At 35.7% G+C, this 19,470-nt stretch carries 14 protein-coding genes; 1 reads left to right on the top strand and 13 read right to left on the bottom strand.

The features are described 5' to 3' along the window. Positions 1–13 precede the first annotated feature (13 nt). From DF185_RS21300 to DF185_RS21280, 5 genes are all read right to left on the bottom strand, one after another. Positions 14–3,043: a SusC/RagA family TonB-linked outer membrane protein gene (locus tag DF185_RS21300; protein WP_110363480.1), complete on the bottom strand. Its 3,030-nt coding sequence runs from the start codon at positions 3,041–3,043 to the stop codon at positions 14–16. Positions 3,044–3,089: 46 nt separating this feature from the next. Then, positions 3,090–4,226 (bottom strand): dipeptide epimerase, encoded by a 1,137-nt coding sequence (locus DF185_RS21295; RefSeq protein ID WP_110363478.1) that lies wholly within the window; start codon positions 4,224–4,226, stop codon positions 3,090–3,092. A gap of 14 nt (positions 4,227–4,240) precedes the next feature. Then, positions 4,241–5,416, bottom strand: a complete 1,176-nt coding sequence (locus tag DF185_RS21290) for a C40 family peptidase (RefSeq protein WP_110363476.1) — start codon at positions 5,414–5,416, stop codon at positions 4,241–4,243. A gap of 149 nt (positions 5,417–5,565) precedes the next feature. After that, positions 5,566–7,026 (bottom strand): glycoside hydrolase family 10-like protein, encoded by a 1,461-nt coding sequence (locus DF185_RS21285; RefSeq protein ID WP_110363474.1) that lies wholly within the window; start codon positions 7,024–7,026, stop codon positions 5,566–5,568. Position 7,027: 1 nt separating this feature from the next. Next, positions 7,028–8,461: a transglutaminase-like domain-containing protein gene (locus DF185_RS21280; RefSeq protein WP_110363472.1), complete on the bottom strand. Its 1,434-nt coding sequence runs from the start codon at positions 8,459–8,461 to the stop codon at positions 7,028–7,030. 113 nt (positions 8,462–8,574) lie between these two features. Between DF185_RS21280 and DF185_RS21275 the strand changes: the two genes are divergently transcribed. Then, the gene (locus DF185_RS21275) at positions 8,575–9,849 is read left to right on the top strand and encodes an exo-beta-N-acetylmuramidase NamZ family protein (protein ID WP_243421810.1); all 1,275 of its coding nucleotides are present in this window, start codon (positions 8,575–8,577) and stop codon (positions 9,847–9,849) included. Positions 9,850–10,134: 285 nt separating this feature from the next. Here the strand turns inward: DF185_RS21275 and DF185_RS21270 are convergent, their stop codons facing one another. The 8 genes from DF185_RS21270 to DF185_RS21235 all read right to left on the bottom strand — a co-directional run bounded on the left by DF185_RS21270 (position 10,135) and on the right by DF185_RS21235 (position 19,443). Then, complete coding sequence (locus tag DF185_RS21270; RefSeq protein WP_110363470.1) at positions 10,135–11,244, bottom strand: acyltransferase family protein; 1,110 nt, start codon at positions 11,242–11,244, stop codon at positions 10,135–10,137. Between the two features lie 4 nt (positions 11,245–11,248). After that, on the bottom strand, positions 11,249–11,773 hold the full coding sequence (locus DF185_RS21265; protein WP_110363468.1) for a GDSL-type esterase/lipase family protein: 525 nt from the start codon (positions 11,771–11,773) through the stop codon (positions 11,249–11,251). A gap of 97 nt (positions 11,774–11,870) precedes the next feature. Continuing rightward, positions 11,871–13,163: an AmpG family muropeptide MFS transporter gene (locus DF185_RS21260; protein ID WP_110363466.1), complete on the bottom strand. Its 1,293-nt coding sequence runs from the start codon at positions 13,161–13,163 to the stop codon at positions 11,871–11,873. A 117-nt stretch (positions 13,164–13,280) separates the two neighbouring features. Then, positions 13,281–14,603 (bottom strand): SpoIID/LytB domain-containing protein, encoded by a 1,323-nt coding sequence (locus tag DF185_RS21255; RefSeq protein ID WP_110363464.1) that lies wholly within the window; start codon positions 14,601–14,603, stop codon positions 13,281–13,283. 22 nt (positions 14,604–14,625) lie between these two features. After that, positions 14,626–15,537: a GNAT family N-acetyltransferase gene (locus DF185_RS21250; RefSeq protein ID WP_110363462.1), complete on the bottom strand. Its 912-nt coding sequence runs from the start codon at positions 15,535–15,537 to the stop codon at positions 14,626–14,628. A 245-nt stretch (positions 15,538–15,782) separates the two neighbouring features. Next, a complete protein-coding gene (locus DF185_RS21245; RefSeq protein ID WP_110363460.1) occupies positions 15,783–16,769 on the bottom strand; it encodes a DUF4922 domain-containing protein in 987 nt (328 codons plus the stop codon). Positions 16,770–17,005: 236 nt separating this feature from the next. Next, a complete protein-coding gene (locus tag DF185_RS21240) occupies positions 17,006–17,890 on the bottom strand; it encodes an N-acetylmuramoyl-L-alanine amidase-like domain-containing protein (protein WP_110363458.1) in 885 nt (294 codons plus the stop codon). Positions 17,891–17,988: 98 nt separating this feature from the next. Beyond that, positions 17,989–19,443: a glycosyltransferase family 2 protein gene (locus tag DF185_RS21235; RefSeq protein WP_110363456.1), complete on the bottom strand. Its 1,455-nt coding sequence runs from the start codon at positions 19,441–19,443 to the stop codon at positions 17,989–17,991. Between the last annotated feature and the right edge of the window lie 27 nt (positions 19,444–19,470).

Genomic DNA, 19,470 nt, shown 5'->3' with positions numbered 1-19,470 from the left:
TAATTTTTACTGGTTAGAAGCTTAATTTAACACCTATTACATAAGTTCTTGCTTGTGGATAAGTACCAATATCAACACCGCGACTTAAATAATTATTTGATGAAACCATTCCGATTTCAGGATCTGCACCTGAGTAATCTGTTACAGTCCATAAGTTTTGACCAGAGAAATACAACTTAGCCGAAGTTAACTTTACCTTATCTAACCAACGTTTTGGTAAATTATAAGCTACCATTAAGTTTTTTAGTCTCATATAAGAACCATCCTCAACGAATCTATCTGAGGTTCTATTTGTATTGTTCTTGTCGTTACCATTTAATCTTGGCATGTTAGTGTTGGTATTAGAAGGTGTCCAAGAATTCAACATATCCTTGTGCTTATTCGTCTCATCAAACTTGTATAAGTGAGTTTTCATTGCATTAAAGATCTCATTTCCTTTTGATCCTTGGAAAAATGCACTAAATTCCCAATTCTTATACTCTGCTCCGATATTAAACCCATAGGTATAGTCTGGATCTGGACTACCAATTTTGGTTCTATCATCTCCATTTACAACACCATCTCCATTAACGTCCACAAATCTCATGTCACCAGGTTGTAAATCTGAATTGTCACCTAACTGATCAGCATGAGCATCAATTTCTGCTTGATTTTGGAATACTCCATCAGTTTTATATCCATAAAAATAGCCTATTGATTCTCCAACTTCCGTTCTGGTAGCAGATCCTCCATAATAAGAACCTCCACTAATAGGTTCTCCTGATCCAAGACTCTTCATCTCATTTTTATAAGTAGAGATATTGAATCCAAGATTATATGAAAAATCGGAACCAATTTGATCTCTCCAATTCAAAGAGAATTCTACACCTTTATTATTAGCCTCACCAACATTTACTACTGGACCACTTTCATATCCATAGTAGTATGGAATTGGGATACTTAATAACATATCTTTAGTGTTTTTATCAAACCAATCAAAAGAAACTTCCATTCTTGCATCAAATAAAGCTGCATCTACACCAAAGTTAATAGACTCAACAGTTTCCCACTGAATATTCTTATCTTTCATTGCATTCACAACATATCCCTGATATACATCCTCATTTTCGCCAAAAATATAACGATACTGAGAATTACCACTCATTGTTGTTTGGTATAAGTAATAGCTGCCAACATTTTCATTACCTATTTGACCCCAACCTCCGCGAAGTTTTAAGATCGAAAGCCAATCAACATCTTGTAAAAACTCCTCTTCAGAGATTTTCCATCCTAATGCAACAGAAGGAAAATATCCCCATCTATTACCATCTGCAAACCTAGAAGATCCATCTGCTCTAAAGTTAGCAGTAAATAGGTACTTATTATCATAAGCATAGTTGATACGACCTAAGTAAGACATCATTGTTAATTCAGAAGCTCCTCCTGATGTATAATATCCATCAGCACCTGAACCAACAAATCTCATAGCCTCATCTTCATTTGGAATATTTGTAGCACTTCCAAACAAATCTTCATATCTTGTTTTTTCTTTTGTAAAACCTGCTAAAACTGTAAAGTCATGTCTATCAATGGATCTATGATAAGTTAAGGTGTTTTCCCAAGTTTGCTTAACAGTTTTATAGTATCCTCTTGAAACTTTGTTAATCAAATTTCTCTGATTAGCATTAACCGTAAATACAGGATCAAAATCATAAGTATCCGTAACAGTTCTGTTCAAACCATAACTTGTCTTAAATTTCAGGTCTTTAATTGGCTCTAATTCTGCATATACATTTGCAAATAATCTGAAGCTTTCACGTTTTGCATTATCATAATTAATTTGGGCTACAGGATTTGGATAATCTGTGAAATATGAATATCCATAATTTCCAGCTTCTTCGTTAAACCAAACTGGAGTTACTGGCTCTAATTTAATCGCTGTATTAATTGTGCCTGTATGATAGCTTCCTTCGACTACAGATTTTTTCTCATTACTTTGGATATTTACATTAGTACCAATTTTTAAATAATCCTTTACTTGATAATCAGACTTAATTCTTGCAGTTAACCTTTCAAATTCAGAGCCAATAACTGTTCCTTCTTCATTGTAATATCCTCCAGACATAGAATAGGTTAACTTCTCTGTTCCTCCATTAATATTGATATTATAGTCCTGTACAGTTGCTGTTTGAGTTAATTCATCAAACCAATCAGTATCAACGTCTTTATCAACCTGATCAAGATTTAAAGGAGCAGTTCGTGTCTTATTTAATTCATCCTGAACAGACAACCACTCACTAGCATTTGTTGTTTCCCAATTATTAATTACACTCTTTGCACCATAGTAAGCATCTACACTAACTTTCGTTGGAGTATTTTTTTTACCGCTTTTAGTAGTAACCAATACAACTCCATGAGCACCTCTAGAACCATAGATAGCTGATGCTGATGCATCTTTCAAAATATCAAATGAGGCAATATCATTAGGATTTAAAAAAGTAATATCAGTTGTTGGAACACCATCAACAACATACAATGGATCAGATCCATTCACACTGCCGACTCCACGCACTCGAATTGAAATAGATCCTCCTGGAGCACCACTGTTAGAAACTACCTGAACACCTGCAATGCGACCTTTTAATCCATCAACAGCAGAATTAACAGGCATTGCTTCCAAATCTTCATAACTAACAGTAGCAACCGAACCGGTTACGTCACTTTTTTTCTGAACGCCATAACCAACAACTACGACTTCATCCATTGCTACGTTGTCGGCCTCTAATGCTACATTTACTTCTGTTTGAGTCCCTACTGTTATCTCAAACGTTTTCATTCCGATATACGAAAATACCAAAACAGCATCGTTATTAACTGTCAATTCATACTTTCCATCAAAATCAGTTGTTGTTCCATTGGTTGTACCTTTTTCTACAACCGAAACACCCGGGATTGTAAGCCCGTCTTCTGCACCGGTAACTACACCTTTAACCAACACATCCTGTGCCCAGGACACCTGCCAGCCAAGTAGCATAATTAACGCTAAGCATGCAATTTTTCTCATAGTGTTAAAATTAAATTTAGATTAGCAAAATTATCTTTAGTTACAATTATATTATTCCTATCCCAGATCGAGTAGGAAGTATCACCTTACCATTCTGTACTGTTACCCCTTTATATGGATCATTAGAAATCAAAAGATTCCCATCTAAATCAGCCCAGTCTACCATAGGTGAAAGTTGAGCTGCAGCACTCACTCCACATGAAGTTTCTGTCATACAACCAATCATCACTTTCATATCCAAAGCTCTGGCAACATCCAGCATCTTATGCGCTTCACGTAAGCCAGTACATTTCATCAACTTTATATTAATTCCCGAATAAGCTCCTTTTAATTTTGGGACATCAACCAAACGTTGAACCCCTTCATCGGCAATTGTTGGAAGCGGACTATGTTGCGTTAGCCAAGCCATAGTATCCAAATCATACTTATCCATTGGTTGTTCAACAAAAACAACCCCTTGTTCTTTCAACCAATGAATCTTATCCAAAGCTTCATGCTTGTCTTTCCATCCTTGATTTACATCAACACACAAAGGTACATCGGTAACTTTTCTGATGGTATTGATCATTTCTTCATCGCTTCCACGACCTATTTTTACCTTAAGCATTTTATATGGAGCTGCTTCTTTGACCTTCTCAGTTACAACTTCTGGTTTATCAATCCCGATAGTAAATGTAGTTACTGGTGTATCTTCCTGATTGTACCCCCAGATTTGAAACCAAGGCTTATTTACAATCTTTCCAATCAAATCATGTAATGCAATATCTACAGACGCTTTTGCTGCACAATTTCCTTCAGCAACACCGTCAACGTAGGATAAAATCTCATTTAAACGAAATGGATCGGTAAATTGATCAAGCTTTAAACTACTTAAGAACTTTGTAGCGGTTTTATGAGATTCGCCCAAATACGGAGGCATGGAAGCTTCGCCATATCCAACAAATCCACCCCACTCAATCTTCACCAACATTACTGGTGTAGTAGTTCTTGAAAATGATGCAATGGTAAATACATGTTTTAACTGCAAATCATATGGCTCGAAGCTTAATTTTAAACCAGAACCCGTATAATTGGACTCTGCAGCTTCTTTTCCACCATTACAAGCACTAAACAAAGGAAGCAAACACGCACCTCCTGCAAGTAATCCACCACTTCCTATAAATTTCCTTCTATCTAACTTCATTTCTATATTAAATCTTAATACCAAGGATGTTCTGAAACCCTTACTATTCCTTCTTCTCCTAATCTATTTAGAACTCTTCGGCCTCCCAACCATGTAACCGTTCTATAGTTACTATAGTTCTCCGCTTCAGGATCAAAACTGTTTATTTTTACTCTACCCGAGGAATGAATAAACTCTCCATCCTTAATATACATCCCTACATGAGTAACTCTCTGCTTTTTGTTTTCAGTTGCTTTTCTACCAAAAAACACCAAATCTCCTTCTGATAAATCTCTAAACCCTTGTTCAGGAGATATGGTGTCTCCATGAAGAAACTGTAATGAAGCATCACGAGCCAATACTATTCCATTCATAAAATACACGGATTTTACGAACCCACTGCAATCAACACCTTTCGAAGATGTTCCTCCCCACAAATAGGGTCTACCCATAAATTCTTTGGCCAATTGAGTAAGAATTGCAGGCTCTTTGATTTCTTTAGATTTCCATAAATCAAAATCCATACAATCTGACTTATTTAATCTGATTTCTCTTTTATCCGGTAGATTTAACAGCAAATACTTTGAATTTTCTTTCTGAACTTCCAAAATTGATCCTGCTACAATATCTGTTATTGTTTCCTGTCCTTTTTCATCTTTAGCCACTTGAAAATGAGGAATAAAAACCACCCTTTTGGCATTTCTCCAATCCATCATTTCCTCCTTGGTTCTTAAATTCAAAGCAGCTTCATCAACCCAAGCTATATATTTATCAGGAGTTTGAATCTGATACCAGGAATTCTTTTTATTTAAGACCTTTACCGGAGTTCCCATAATAGCTTGCGAAACAAGCTCTGCCGAATGCTTTGGATGAGATCTAAGATTAACAACACTTAAATTTATCAATCCCCAAATCTTATTTCCCATTTTATCCTCTGGAAGCATAACCAAGCTATCGACCAAATGAACATTTAATTCTTCCAAAGATGAAAACAACGCTAACTTAGCTTTCGGCAAAGATGTTTCTCCACTAACCACCAGACTACCATTGCTACTCATAGAAAAACTTGTAGTATAAATTGCTTCTCTACCATCTGGCGCAAAACGTTTACCAATTTCCTGTGATAACATATTTGCTTTTTGAATAGCACTATCATTGCCACCGCAAGCAAACATCATCAAAATCATCAGTATATAATAAGTATATCTCATTTTTTAATCTTAATCAATTGGTATTACATGTTACATGATTCCAAATTTAAAAATGATCAGTTAATTTATTGGATAACACGCACATGTTTAAAAACACATATTTGTAATACAAGTGAACATCTTTAATAAAAATCGATGAATATCACCCGTTACTTATTTACTATTACGTTGCTTTTTCCACTTTTATAATGCCCTCTATTTACAGCACAAACACAGTATTCATCGATAGTTTGACCTCTTTGTAACTTCAACTCAGTTAAACTTGTAATACAAAATACTTTTTCTGATTTTCCTAATTTCTGATAAACCACATAGTATTGTGCATTTTCAGATTTTGTCCACTTCAACATTTTTCCTTCTAATCTTAACTTAGGACTTTGTGGAATTTCACCATGGTATAAAGTATTTTGCAGATTTAATGCAGGAGAATCATACACATCATTTGTTAATGCCTCATTTATCCCCAATTTGTTTTCTACAAAGTTTTTTGCAGAGAAAAACATACTTCCATCAACATTTTTAAGTTTTCGGTTCAATTTTATTTGTCGAACAATCTCATCAGCACTATGCCATGATTTGATACTTGATTCAGGATTTAATCTATATGCTCCTTGACCTATATAGCATGGTTTCCCATATGAATTCTTGTTCCACCATTTTGCAATCACCTTATAATTGGCAACCTTTTTACCTATATGCCAATAAATTTGTGGCGCTACATAATCAATCCAATCATTCTTCAACCACAACAATATATCAGCATACAAATCATCGTAATTGGTTTGACCAGCTTGAGTTCTAGATCCAGATTTGTCAACACTTTTGTTTCTCCAAACTCCAAAGGGAGAGATACCAAAAGGCATCCAAGGCTTTATTGATTTAATGGTATCGTTTATTTGCTTGATTACAAGATTTACATTTTCTCTTCTCCAATCATCAATTTGATTTGGATAAAATTTCCCACCATGCTTCTCAAAACTTTCTGAATCTGGGAAAGCCTCATCTTTTATTTTGTATGGGTAGAAATAATCGTCAAAATGAATCGCATCAATATCATACCTGCGAACTACATCGCCAACAATTTTCGACACGTAATCTCTTGTTTCTGGTAATCCCGGATTAAAATATTTGTGCTTGCCATAAATCAGAAACAATTCTGGTTGGGTATTGGTAATGTGATTTGGATCTGTTTTGGCATCCTTATATAGAAATACAGCTCTATATGGATTCATCCATGCATGCAGTTCCATAGCTCTTTTGTGACACTCTTCAACAGCAAATTGTAATGGATCATAAAATGGTTCCGGAGCTTTACCTTGTTCACCCGTTAGCCATTGCGACCAAGGTTCGTAATCTGATTTATAGAATGCATCCGTAGCCGGACGAACCTGGAAAATTACTGTGTTCATCCCATTCTTCTTGTGTTGATCTAAATGAGCAATTAGCTCCGCTTTTTGCTCCTCTACACTTAAACCTGGTTTCGATGGCCAGTCGATATTATCAACCGTGGCAATCCAAACCGCACGCATTTCTCTTTTGAGAGATTTCTTCTTAGCAAATACTCCACAACTCATAGAGATAAGAAGTGCTATAGCTATAATTTTCTTCATCCTATTCGTAGCTAACTTTCATTTTATAAGACCAATCGCTGAAATACAGATTTCCACCATTCCATTCCAATTCTCCTCTCTGAAAGTCGACAGGTTCACTTCTTGGCCAATTTTTCTTTGGGTAAAATTCTCTAGAGAAATCGTCGTTAACAATTAAACGATGTGCATCAATACCCGTTTTATAAAAATGACGCACGTATTGATCATCACTTTTCTGCATTTCGAATGATTGATCAAGTGGTACCCATCCAATGCCTTCATAATACACCTCGCACCAATCGTGAAGATTAACTAATCCAGGATGCAACATATAACCCGATTGCCATTTGGTAGGAATTCCTCTGTATCGAGCCATGCTCATAAATAGTAAGGTTTGCATACCGCAATCTGCATGCATATTATCCAATACATATCCAGGAATATGAGGCATAATTCCATATTCCAATGCACTCGCCCAAGGAATATTGATATCAATCCAATTGTACAACAAATCAACTTGCTTTAAAGGATCAGTTTCATCACCACAAATCTCGTCAGCCAACTTCTTTATTCTATCAGTAAATACAATTTGAGGAGCTCGTTCCTTTGTATTCTCAATATAGATTAGAGAAGTTTTATCGTATTCTTTCATTTTCATTTGTTCAGGAAAGAATATCTGTGCAAAAGATGTGGTTTTAAACTTTACATTGAATATTGTTTCCTTACCAGCTTCTGCAATTTTTTCACAGTAAATACTTCTTTGTGGCAAAGAATCTGGAGCAATAATGTAATACTCCGAATTAATCGAAATGAATTCTACATTTTGCTGTCTTGCATGATTTTCTTTAGGATATGGCATCCAACAACGAACTGTTTCGCCTGCAGGCACAGCATCAGCTTTTAACTTTATTGTGTAGTCGAATACGTTATTAACCGGATTTATTAATTCTCCCTCTCCGTTTGTTTTCTTAACCAGTTCAGTGGTATGATCCAGACAATAAGCAATCAAAGGATCAACATACTCCCCTTTAAGCTTTTCTTTTCTGGATTTGGCAAACTCATTTACTCTAAAAAGATTCGAAACACCATTCTTAAAATACTTCTTCTGACCATTAATCAATCTAAATTCTAAAGATTTATCTTCTTCCCATTTTGGCATATAAAAAGTAGTTGAATCTCCAAAATATTCACTCAAATGATCAATTACATCGGCTTCCGATAAAGAGAACTCTCTTTCTATTCTGCGCATCATATCCAACTGATGCAAAAATTCTATTCTCTGTGCTTCGGTGAGGAATTTGTCTTCTAACTTATCATTGATCATGTTAGAAGCAACACTATAGTCACCTCTTTCAATTAAAAGACTTAACTTGCCATTTTGCTGATCCTTTGATTCACAAGAGAAACAAAGGAACGTAATGACAATAATTAAATAGTGGGTTATGGTTTTTGTCATTCTAGCACTCCATTAAGATGTCATACATGTTACAAAAATAGAAATTTTATTAGTTTTGCAATGAAAAAATGTAAAAAACAACATTCTAAATTGTTAAAACCGTTATTGATACTATGAAACTGAACAACAAAACGATGCGAATACCAACAACACTATCAAGTAGAATTGTATTATTCATACTTACTTTAGGGCTTTTCCAGTTACAATCCAATGCTCAAACTGTAGAAACCGGAATAGATGTACTACAAAAATCCAATTTTGAAATTTTGTCTGGAAAAAAGATTGGTATTATCACAAATCCGACAGGAGTGAATAAAAACATTGTTTCAACAATAGATTTGCTTCATGAAGCAACAAATGTTGAAGTGAAAGCTTTATACAGTCCTGAGCATGGAATTAGAGGAGATCATGCTGCCGGTGCTAAAGTTGGAACTTACACCGATGAAAAAACCGGTCTTACCGTTTATTCTCTTTATGGCAAAAACAAAAAGCCAAATTCTGAAATGCTAAAAGGATTAGACGCCTTGGTTTACGATATCCAAGACATTGGAGTAAGATCGTACACTTATATAAGCACAATGGGATTGGCAATGGAAGCTTGTCAGGAAAATGATATTGAATTAATTGTTTTAGATCGTCCTAACCCAATCGGTGGTTTAAAAGTTGAAGGTGGATTGGTCGAACCTGATTACATCTCTTTTGTAAGTCAGTTTCCTGTTCCATATGTATATGGATTAACCTGTGGAGAACTTGCAAATTATTTAAATGAAGAAAGGCTATTAAAAGATGGTAAAAAATGTAAGTTAACTGTTGTAAAAATGGATGGCTGGAAACGAGACATGATTTTTTCAGAAACTGGATTACCATGGGTTCCAACATCACCTCATATCCCTAACTCGAATACTGCCATTTACTATGCCATTTCAGGAATATTGGGTGAACTTTATACAGTATCCATAGGCGTTGGGTACACTCAACCTTTTGAACTGTTCGCTGCTGAATGGATCAATGCTGACAAATTAGCTTCTAATTTAAATGAACTATCTCTACCTGGAGTAATTTTCCGTCCGGTTCATTACAAACCTTATTATTCAGTAAGCAAAGGCACAATGATACATGGTGTACAACTTCATTTCACTGATGTTAAGAAGGCTAATCTTTCTTTAGTTCAGTTCTACGTACTACAAGAACTACATAAATTAAATCCAGACAAAAACGTATTTGAAATGTGTGATGATGCTCGCTTAAACATGTTCGATAAAGTTTGTGGAGACAAGAAAATAAGAGATGAGTTCTCGAAGAATTTCTTGGTTAAAGACATCGAATACCTTTGGAATATCCCTGCTGAAGATTTTAAAGAAAAATCAAAAAAATATTGGTTGTACTAATGTATTACACATGGTCGTTTTCTAACGACCATTTTTTTTAGCCTTTCGCAAAAAATTGCGGAAGTTTGCGCAAATTATTGCACAACTGTTCGCAACTTTTTGCGAAAGCTTCATTTTGAAAACCAAGAAAGCATAATTGATTTTTGCATACAGTTTACCAATATTGATCCTAAGTGTGACTCAATTCAAGTAACAACTTGAAGTCAACGAACAAAAAGGCAGCAAGAAAAAACGCAAAGAATAAATTTACTCTTTGCGTTTTTTATAGACTTTCGTTGCTTTATTTTATATTTTAATGAAAATACGCTTTCGATACAAATACGACACAATTAACCAGTATACTATGATATGAGAAAGTGCAAAAAACAAAGATCCATTTAATGGTCCTGCCCAGGATGCAAATGCATTTTGATACAACCAGGCATATCCCGTTATCGATTTTCCCGAGGCATCAGAAAAGTGAACCAAATAAATAATCACTTTTACCCAAACTACAGATAGTACAAAAATGAAAAGAGGATTCATTCCAAAAACCAAAAATGGATGAGCCCATTTTTTATAATCTAACATGTCGATAAAGAAAATCATTACGGCCATTACCAATTGAGCCAATCCTGCCGTATATAGCACATAAGAACTTGACCAAATTGGTTTGTTAATTGGAAAACCAATACTCCAGATCAAACCTGAAATTACACCAAGTGCACCAAAGATTAATAATCTAGGAACAATCATTTTTCTATCTGAAGAAGAAATCAAACTACCGGTGAGATATCCCAATACAACGGTTACAATTGCAGGAAGTGTACTAAACACCCCTTCTGGATCGAAAGGAAGACCAAATCCTTTATACAAATGACTTTCACCTAAAATTGCAACATCGAAAGCAATTGTTGGATTCCCCTCCAAACTGTATGGCTGATCACCGCCAAGAAAATAAACCAATCCCCAATACGCAAAAAGCATAGCGACAGAAACGATCAGCAACCTGGCTTTATTCAAAGCAAGACACAACAAACTACCCAAGCCATAGGCCAATGCAATGCGTTGCAGAACTCCCATAATTCTTAGGTTCTCTAACTTTATATGGAAAAAAGGAAATGCATTTAGTAATAATCCAATTCCAAAAATGATAACTGTTCTTTTCAGAATCTTTTTCCCAGCATTGCCATTTAGTTTATGATTAAATTTTCCGAATGCAAAGAACATTGCAACACCTACAGCAAATAAGAAGAATGGAAACACCAAATCAGTTGGTGTGCACCCATGCCACTCGGAATGTAAAAGTGGTGCATAAACATGACTCCAACTTCCCGGAGTGTTTACCGTAATCATTGCAGCAATGGTTAAGCCACGAAAGGCATCTAAAGCCATTAATCTCTGTGATTTTCCCATAATATTAAATTAGATTTTCAGATTGTAAGCAATTTTTCCATACCCTGTATCCAGCATCATTTAAATGAAGCCCGTCATAGGTATATTCTTTCATCAGTTCATTGGAGTAGGTAGAGAAAGATGGATACAAATTCACAAAAGTGACTTTTTCCTCTTCGCACAGACTTTTTAACAAGCTGTTAATATCTCTGATTTTTGCTGAATCAAACACAGAACTTGGAAACATTTCAAAATTAACCGGCAATAAAGACTGTATAACCAACTTGCTACCGGTTTCATTCTTTACTTTTAAAATCAGCCTCGAAAAGTTCTCAATAATTGCACTTGGTTCGATCCCCTCTCCCAAATCATTAACGCCCATCATTAAAAATAGTAGATCGTTTTTTTGATCCAACACTGCAGGCAGTCGCATCAATATTTCATTCGATTTTTCTCCTGGAACACCATAATTGTAGACTTCATGATTGGGAAAAAAATCTCCCCAGCGTCCTGCGTATGTTAGACTATCTCCAAGAAATGCGATTTTCATGATCTTAATTTTAGTTTTTTTTAATGGTAATACATCGACAAAAAAAAGAGAGCGCTAAATAATCATACAATTACCTAACGCTCTCTTTAATTAATTTCTATTTTTTCTTTATCCCATATTGAGGATCAATCTTAATCAATTTCACCATTATAAAACTTGGAATGGTACAAAGGATTACCCAAATAAAGAAATGTTGATATCCTATCATTTCCTGAATCCATCCGGAAATCATACCTGGCACCATCATTCCCAAGGCCATTAAACCAGTACAAAATGCAAAGTGAGCAGTTTTGTGTTTTCCTTCCGACACATAAATTTGGTACAACATGTAAGCCGTGAAACCAAATCCATAACCAAATTGCTCAACTGCTACCGATGCACAAACCAAAACGAATGACTCTGGCAATGCATATGATAGGTAAACATATACTAAGTTTGGAAGATTAATGGCAATTACCATTGGCCACAACCAATATTTCAAACCTTTTCTAGAAGCTGCATATCCACCAAGAATTCCTCCTATGGTTAAGAACAAAACTCCAATGGTTCCATAAACAATCCCCACATCACTGGTTGATAAACCTAAACCTCCCACTTCTCTTCCATCTAACAAAAACGGTGAAGCCATTTTAACCAACTGAGATTCTCCCAATCGATAAGTTAGTAGCACTCCCAAAATCAGTAAGATGTCTTTTTTGAAAAAGAATGTCTTGAATGTCTCAGCAAAATCAGAGAATACATTTGAAAAACTGCTTACTTCTCTTTCTTCATCTTCCTGCGGATGCGGCAAGGCAAACTTGTGATAGAATGTGAACAACAGAAACAAACCAGCCAAAATCACAAAAATCATCGACCAGGCCATTGGAATATTTTCTCCTTTTCCAAACAAATTGGTCGTTTCAAAAATACCAGCTAAATAAACCAAAGCTCCCTGACCAACAATCATAGCCAATCGGTAAAAAGTACTCCTAATTCCTATAAAATAAGCCTGCTGATTATCATCAATTCCATACATGTAAAAACCATCGGCTGCAATATCGTGAGTAGCTGAACTAAATGCCAACAACCAGAAAAATGCCAGTGTAGATTGAAAAAACAAAGTTGTTGGAACGGTAAAGGCTACTCCAGCCAATCCTGCTCCAATAAACAACTGCATGGTTACAATCCACCAGCGCTTGCTTTTCAAAATATCTACCAATGGACTCCAGAATGGTTTGATTACCCATGGCAAATACAACCATGATGTGTACAAAGCAATATCGGTATTCGAAATTCCCAATCGTTTGTACATGATTACAGCTACTGTCATCACTACCACATATGGAATTCCCTCAGCAAAATACAAGGATGGAATCCATGCCCAAGGTGAGCGAGTTTTTGATTTTGACATCTCCAATTAATTTAAGTTTTGATGCTCTCACTTGATGTAAGGGCACCAATATGTTTCTTTTACCTCATCCTAAATCCCACTCCTATGGGCGAGGGACTTCTGAAGTATATTATATTCTTAATATCTTTTCTCTAATTCAGCTCCTCTAAAATAGTGAAGCAAAATTTCATCGTGTTTATATCCTTTTGCACCCATTACCGCAGCACCAATCTGACAAAGTCCAACGCCATGTCCCCAACCTGCACCAATCAGGACAAATTTTGAAGGCACTTCATTAACTACATCTAGCTTGTCTACCACAAACTCTGAACTATAAAGATGAGATTCTGAAAGCACTTTGCGGATTTCCAATTCTTTTCCGATAGTTAATGTGCGTTTGCTACCAACAATTTTCAAGGTGATTAATCTACCCGATTCCCCACGTTCGCCTGGAATCAAATCTAAAATCTGACCAAATTCTTTTCCTGTTTTTCTTTCGATCAATTCAGAAATTTCCTCTTGGGTATATTCTACTTTCCAGCGATAGAAATCCATTGTTTCCTGATCGTAATCGTTCAATACCTGAGATAGAATCTCCTTATCGGTAGTATTACAGAATGCATCTGGTGAAGTACGAATAAATTTATCTGCAGCTTCTTCCTTGGTCAAGTCCATATCATACCCTTCTGGAGCTTGAGGATTATCGATCACAGCTTGCAGATATTTGTGGTTTTCAGGTTCCCATACATTCTCAAAGGTTTCTGCTACACCGCCACAACATTTTGAGAATCGTGCATCACAAATTCTTCCTTCACTTGTTAATACCAAACCACGGGTTGCATTAATGGCATCAACTACCAATGGAGTCGATTGTTTTGTCATTCCCTGGTAACGCTGACAATGGTCATCCGCACAAACATCAAAGTTTACATGATCTTCTCTGTCGTACCAACGAATAAAAGAATCTTCTGTTTCTACAATACTCTGATATTGGGTATTTGATTTCTGCAATTCTTCACCTTTAATTACCTGAGCCATCAACCATGAACGAGAAATTACAGCATGAGCTTTTAACAACTCCAAGCTACTTGTAGCACTCATTTCAGAAGAAATCACACTTACCAAATAGTCCTCAAGTGATAAAACATTGATTGCAGTTAACTTTTCATCTTCACAAATAAAATGCAAACTTCCTTTGAATCTTTGATCTTCCTTACGCTCCCAATGAAATTTAATTCCGATGGTAACTCCGAACAAATCAAAATTACTCGCATCATACTCCTTAGGATTGAAAATCAATTCTTCCTCAATGATTCCATCGAATGAGATTTTGCCATCAATATATTTTGCTTCTTGCTTTCCTGTATATTCTTTCCCATTTTGCTTTAGTACGTAGGTTCCGTTCAACTGAAACGAAATCTCCTTTTCGTACATGATTCCAACTCGTAATTGTGGTTCCATTTTATTAGATTTTAGGTCTCTTTTAGTTCAATTTTTTCTCGTATCTCCAAAATATTCTCTCTACAACAGCACCTGTATGATGCGAGTAGAAATCAATTGGCCCAACCCAAGGAATTATAGCTGTTTTGTACCCTATGTCTTTCAAGTCCTCCAAACAATGGTACAATAAAACTCTTCCCATTCCCTTTCCCCTTAAATCGGGATGAGTACCCATTGGGCCAAACCATGGCAAGCCTTTGTTGTTTGCAGAATGTGCTGAGAATGCACGAATCTTACCATCTAGTTTTGCGATATGAATACCGATTGGTTCTGCTTTGTAAGCCATTTCCAATTCGTATTGCCACAACTTCCATTCTTCTTCCGCAAAGTCCATTAATTCTTGCTTGTCTTCTGGTGTAGCTCTACAAACTTCAATTTTATCAGCCTTTAAAGCTTCTATCTTTTGGGGATCATTCCAATCTCTATTATCCAGGTCTACTAATAGGTTTGAAGTATCCATGAATCTATCGAATCCCATTCGAATGGCGAAACATAGAGCTGGCGTATATTTAGGATCGATGCCCGGCATAAAATAATTCATTGGCACATCGCCCAAACGCATTACATCCACTTTTCTTTGTTTCAGTTCTGTTTCCAATAACTCATACATCGATCTCGCAATTCGATTTCTTCTGTATGCATTATCTACAGCCATCATTTTTACATAGCCATAGTTTACTCCACGAATATCCATACGACAGGTTCCCATAAGGAATCCAACTATTTTTTCCTGATCGCATGCCACCCAAACTAGTTCTTGCTCATAAAATGGATCCTCGTAGATTTTCTCCTTTAGCAAATCTTCACCAATTTCATCCAGATGATAGCTTTTCTGGCATAGTGGTAATATTTGATCAAAATCTGAATCCTGATATTGACGAATGGTGTAGTTCATAGTTCTTTTTAATACCTCACCCTAAATCCCTCTCCTAAAGGCGAGGAACTTTTAGGCATCATTGTTTTTTCAGTTTGATATTCCGACCCAAAGTCGAATTACCAATATCTTCTATTACTGAGAATCCCACTTAGAGTGGGAGCCTCAGTTCTATGAAGCTTTTATTTTTTTTGGTATTCCGACTCAAAGTCGGATTACCAATATATTCGATTACTTGGCATCTCACTTAGAGTGAGAATCCCAGGTTAAGCCTTTATTGTATCACAAAGTGTAGAGAATACATCTTCATCAACACAAACTTGCTTGAAAATATCTTCTATATCCTCAGCTGTGATTTTCTCAAAGTCTTCTCTTCTTGGGGTAATAAATACACCTCCAAAATCAACAGATGCTGGACTAATTAGAATTTGATCATTCCCTTCTGCAAAATATTGAGTAGGACGATGTAATTTTCTTGGGAACAAATGCATGATATATTTGCCATCAACATAAGAGCAAATCACATTCAACATTGGTTCTTTTTCATCTGGCTGCATTGCTGCAAATGCATTGTAGAATTTGCTTACAACAGCTATCAGTTCTTCAGCATTAGCACTTTCAACGCTAATCATTTTTCTTAGGTAATGTTTAAATGCGCGAACTTCGATATCATCTGATTTAACAAGTAAATCAGCCTTATCTTTTAATGCCAAATACTCATCTTCAACTGGCATAAACCCTTTATTTCCTCCCTGGAAATGCATGTGGTCTGGTGCCGAAGCTCCACATTTAGGCCCGTTATAGAAAAGTGTATATCCTTGCATATCCTTAACCAAAGACAACATTCCTTCCAAATTATCCATGAAAGATTGATCAACATGATCTACTTTTGGAATGGTGAAATGCTGAGGAATAATTGGAAAAGGATTCACCAAAATAACGTACTCTTTGCCTTGAGCAATTCCTCCCTGTTCTGCTGGTAATTTATCCAAACACAAGAAGCAAGCACGATTTTCAATACTTTTCTTGTCAACTTTAGCCGCAGATGAACGAATTCTCTCTGGATTAAATTGAACTTTCATTTTAAATCCTTCGAAAGCGAATTCTTTCTCCTCTACCTTTTCCAATCCTTTAAAATTCCCGTTGGCAAGTGGCCAATCTCTTACTTGTTGATTTAAAAAATCACTTAGTATTTCAACTGAAGATTTCTCTTTCAATAGATCTTCAATTCTATCTATGCTGTCTATATTCATTTTTCTTAATCTTACCACAATTAAAAAATACTCTTATTTCGTCGCACTCAACTTTCACACTTCTATTAAACTGAGCAGTTGCGACGATTCAAATATTGACTTTTATCCCCATGGTGGCATTCGCTATCGCTTACTTGCCCTGGGCTAAATTCTGTTTACCTTTCAGGCAAAAAAACTCAATATGTCTTTATTACTTTTAACTTTAAATACTTCAAGTACTATAGGCACTTTAAGTACTATTCTACTACTCTGGCAACCATTATTCCTGATTGCAATTTGCTTTCCTTTAATATATCGGCTAACGGAATATCTGAGATTACGACTTTTTTAGCCAAACTTGATGCATGCATTAAATGCAATCTATCATTTATATGAATCGCAATACCTACATGGGAAATATCCAAGCCTTTAATTTTTGTAGTTATCGCAATTAAATCTCCATTATGAATCTTATCCTCCACACCCTGAATATCATCTTCTGGAATATAGAACAGATCACGCCCATTGATTGCATTTTCAGTATCTTGTATCGATACAATCAATGAAGAGTCTGCTTTTAATGCCGAATACGAATCAACATGATTACTCATGAAATTGATTTCTTTATTGTATTCTATGCCACCAACTTCCGAAGTAATATTCTTCACAAAACCTTTCTGCTCATTCTCATAAATCCAATCAGAAAAGTAGTGTAATCTGGAGGTGTAATCCTTAATTTCTCCTTTTCGATAACGAAGTTCTTTTAGCTTTTTCAGAAAATCATTTTCAGAAAATTTATTTTGCTTTGAAATTGATGAAAGTACAACTACATTTTCAAGGTAAGTGGTACAATCCAGCTCTCTTAAATTTACCAACAACTTTTCATCACCATCAGCTTCCAGAGTTCCCCCAACATAAGGAGTTTGCAAAAACATCTTTCCAACTTCAAGAATTCGATCGGCACTTTCAAGACTAGAAAAAGATCTTTCTTGTGCTATCTTTCTTATTGAATTAAAAATAGACTGATCAATTGTATCTGTCAATTGAACAACCTTGCTTGATTCCTTTTGCTGATCAGCTTTTCCCTTACATGATACAAGGGCAATCAAAAGAATTAGAATTTGCAAACTGAATAATCTCATAACGCTAATTTTATACCGATTCTTTCTGAAATATGAATTCTATAAAAGGAATCAGGAGAACTCACTCCTGATTCCTCACTAACCTTAACTATTCTAATTTACTTCGCTAACAATTTTCTTGCTTTTAGCTCAATCGTGCGAACTCTATCTTTATAGGTATTATGTGCATTCATTTTCTCAATATCCAATGATGCATCTGAGTTATCTTCCCAACGACGACACAAGTAAATTGGATCGTAAATTCTACCAATTTGATAGTTACGAGAAATTGCCAAACCAAGTGCATAATCTTCACCATAGTTCACATTTGGAATAGGATTATTACGAAGAACCGGAGTGTAGAACGCACGTGGCGCACCCAAACCGTTAATACGAAGAGCATTATTTCTACCATTCTCAGGAGTCCATTCTCTATGATCAATAATTCCTGGAGGAATTTCTTCCAATTTGAAGTTCACCATCTGGTATGTTCCAACAACCATTGCACAGTTTTCTCTGTAGAATGCATCAACAACTTTCTGTACTGTTGTTTCATCAGCATACAAATCATCACTATCTAGCTGAATGGCAAACTTACCGCAAGCTTCATGATTTACTGCCTCATTCCAACATCCTCCAATTCCCAAGTCTTTTCTTTCCGGGATAATATGAATCAATCTCTCATCTTGTTCTGCATATTTCGCAATGATTTCAGTTGTTCCATCAGTTGAGTAGTTATCAACAATAATCAAATTGAAATCAACATTTGCCTTTTGAGAAAGAACTGATTTGATTGCATCTTCAATTGTTTTTACACGATCTCGAACCGGAATTACAACAGAAGCTTCTACTTTAAAGTTTCCTTCACCAAATGCCACATCCTTAAATTTAGGCTCCAAATAAGCACCAATTCTCTTCAAATGCTCAGTACATGCCTCTTCCATCTCGATTTGTACAGCTCGGTTTTTAGGATCAACATAATCGAAAATCTTTTCTCCTGATTTTCTTGTATCCATTTCCTCCTCTGTGTACAACACCTCAGGAACTCTCATTAATTCAGAACGAGCTGCTACTGCCAAACGTAATGCATACAAACCAGCATGCTCATATTTTGCATCAACATCCTTTACAGCCTCTTTCAAAACTTTAGCATCATAGAAAAGAACCGATCCAAAGTTAAAATCATCTCTCAAACTACCTTCCTGGTAATCAATAACCGGTAAATTTTCTACTTTACCTTCTTTAATAGCACGATGGTTTGAATATACCAAACCGCTATTGGTGTCAGTTGCTACTTGATAAAAACGCTCAACTGCCAATTGACCTAAAGTCAATGCACTGGTTTTAGTGTAAAGCAAAACATATTCTGCATCTGATTTATCAGCAATTAATTGAATGGTTTTTCCATTCGCCAATGCTTCACAATTCAAAACTTCTGCACCTTCAATTTCTTCAGCATTGTTACCAACAATAAAGATGTTAGATACCAAATCTGATTTTCTTAACTCACTTACCGTAATTGTTGTTTCTTCTTTTGTTCCAAAAGGCAGAAAACATGTAATTTTTGCACTCATTCTTTTATAATTAGGCTTTTGTTATTT

Origin of the sequence: Marinifilum breve (assembly GCF_003202155.1) — a bacterium.
GTDB lineage: Bacteria > Bacteroidota > Bacteroidia > Bacteroidales > Marinifilaceae > Marinifilum > Marinifilum breve.
This window is presented reverse-complemented; position numbering and strand designations above follow the sequence as displayed.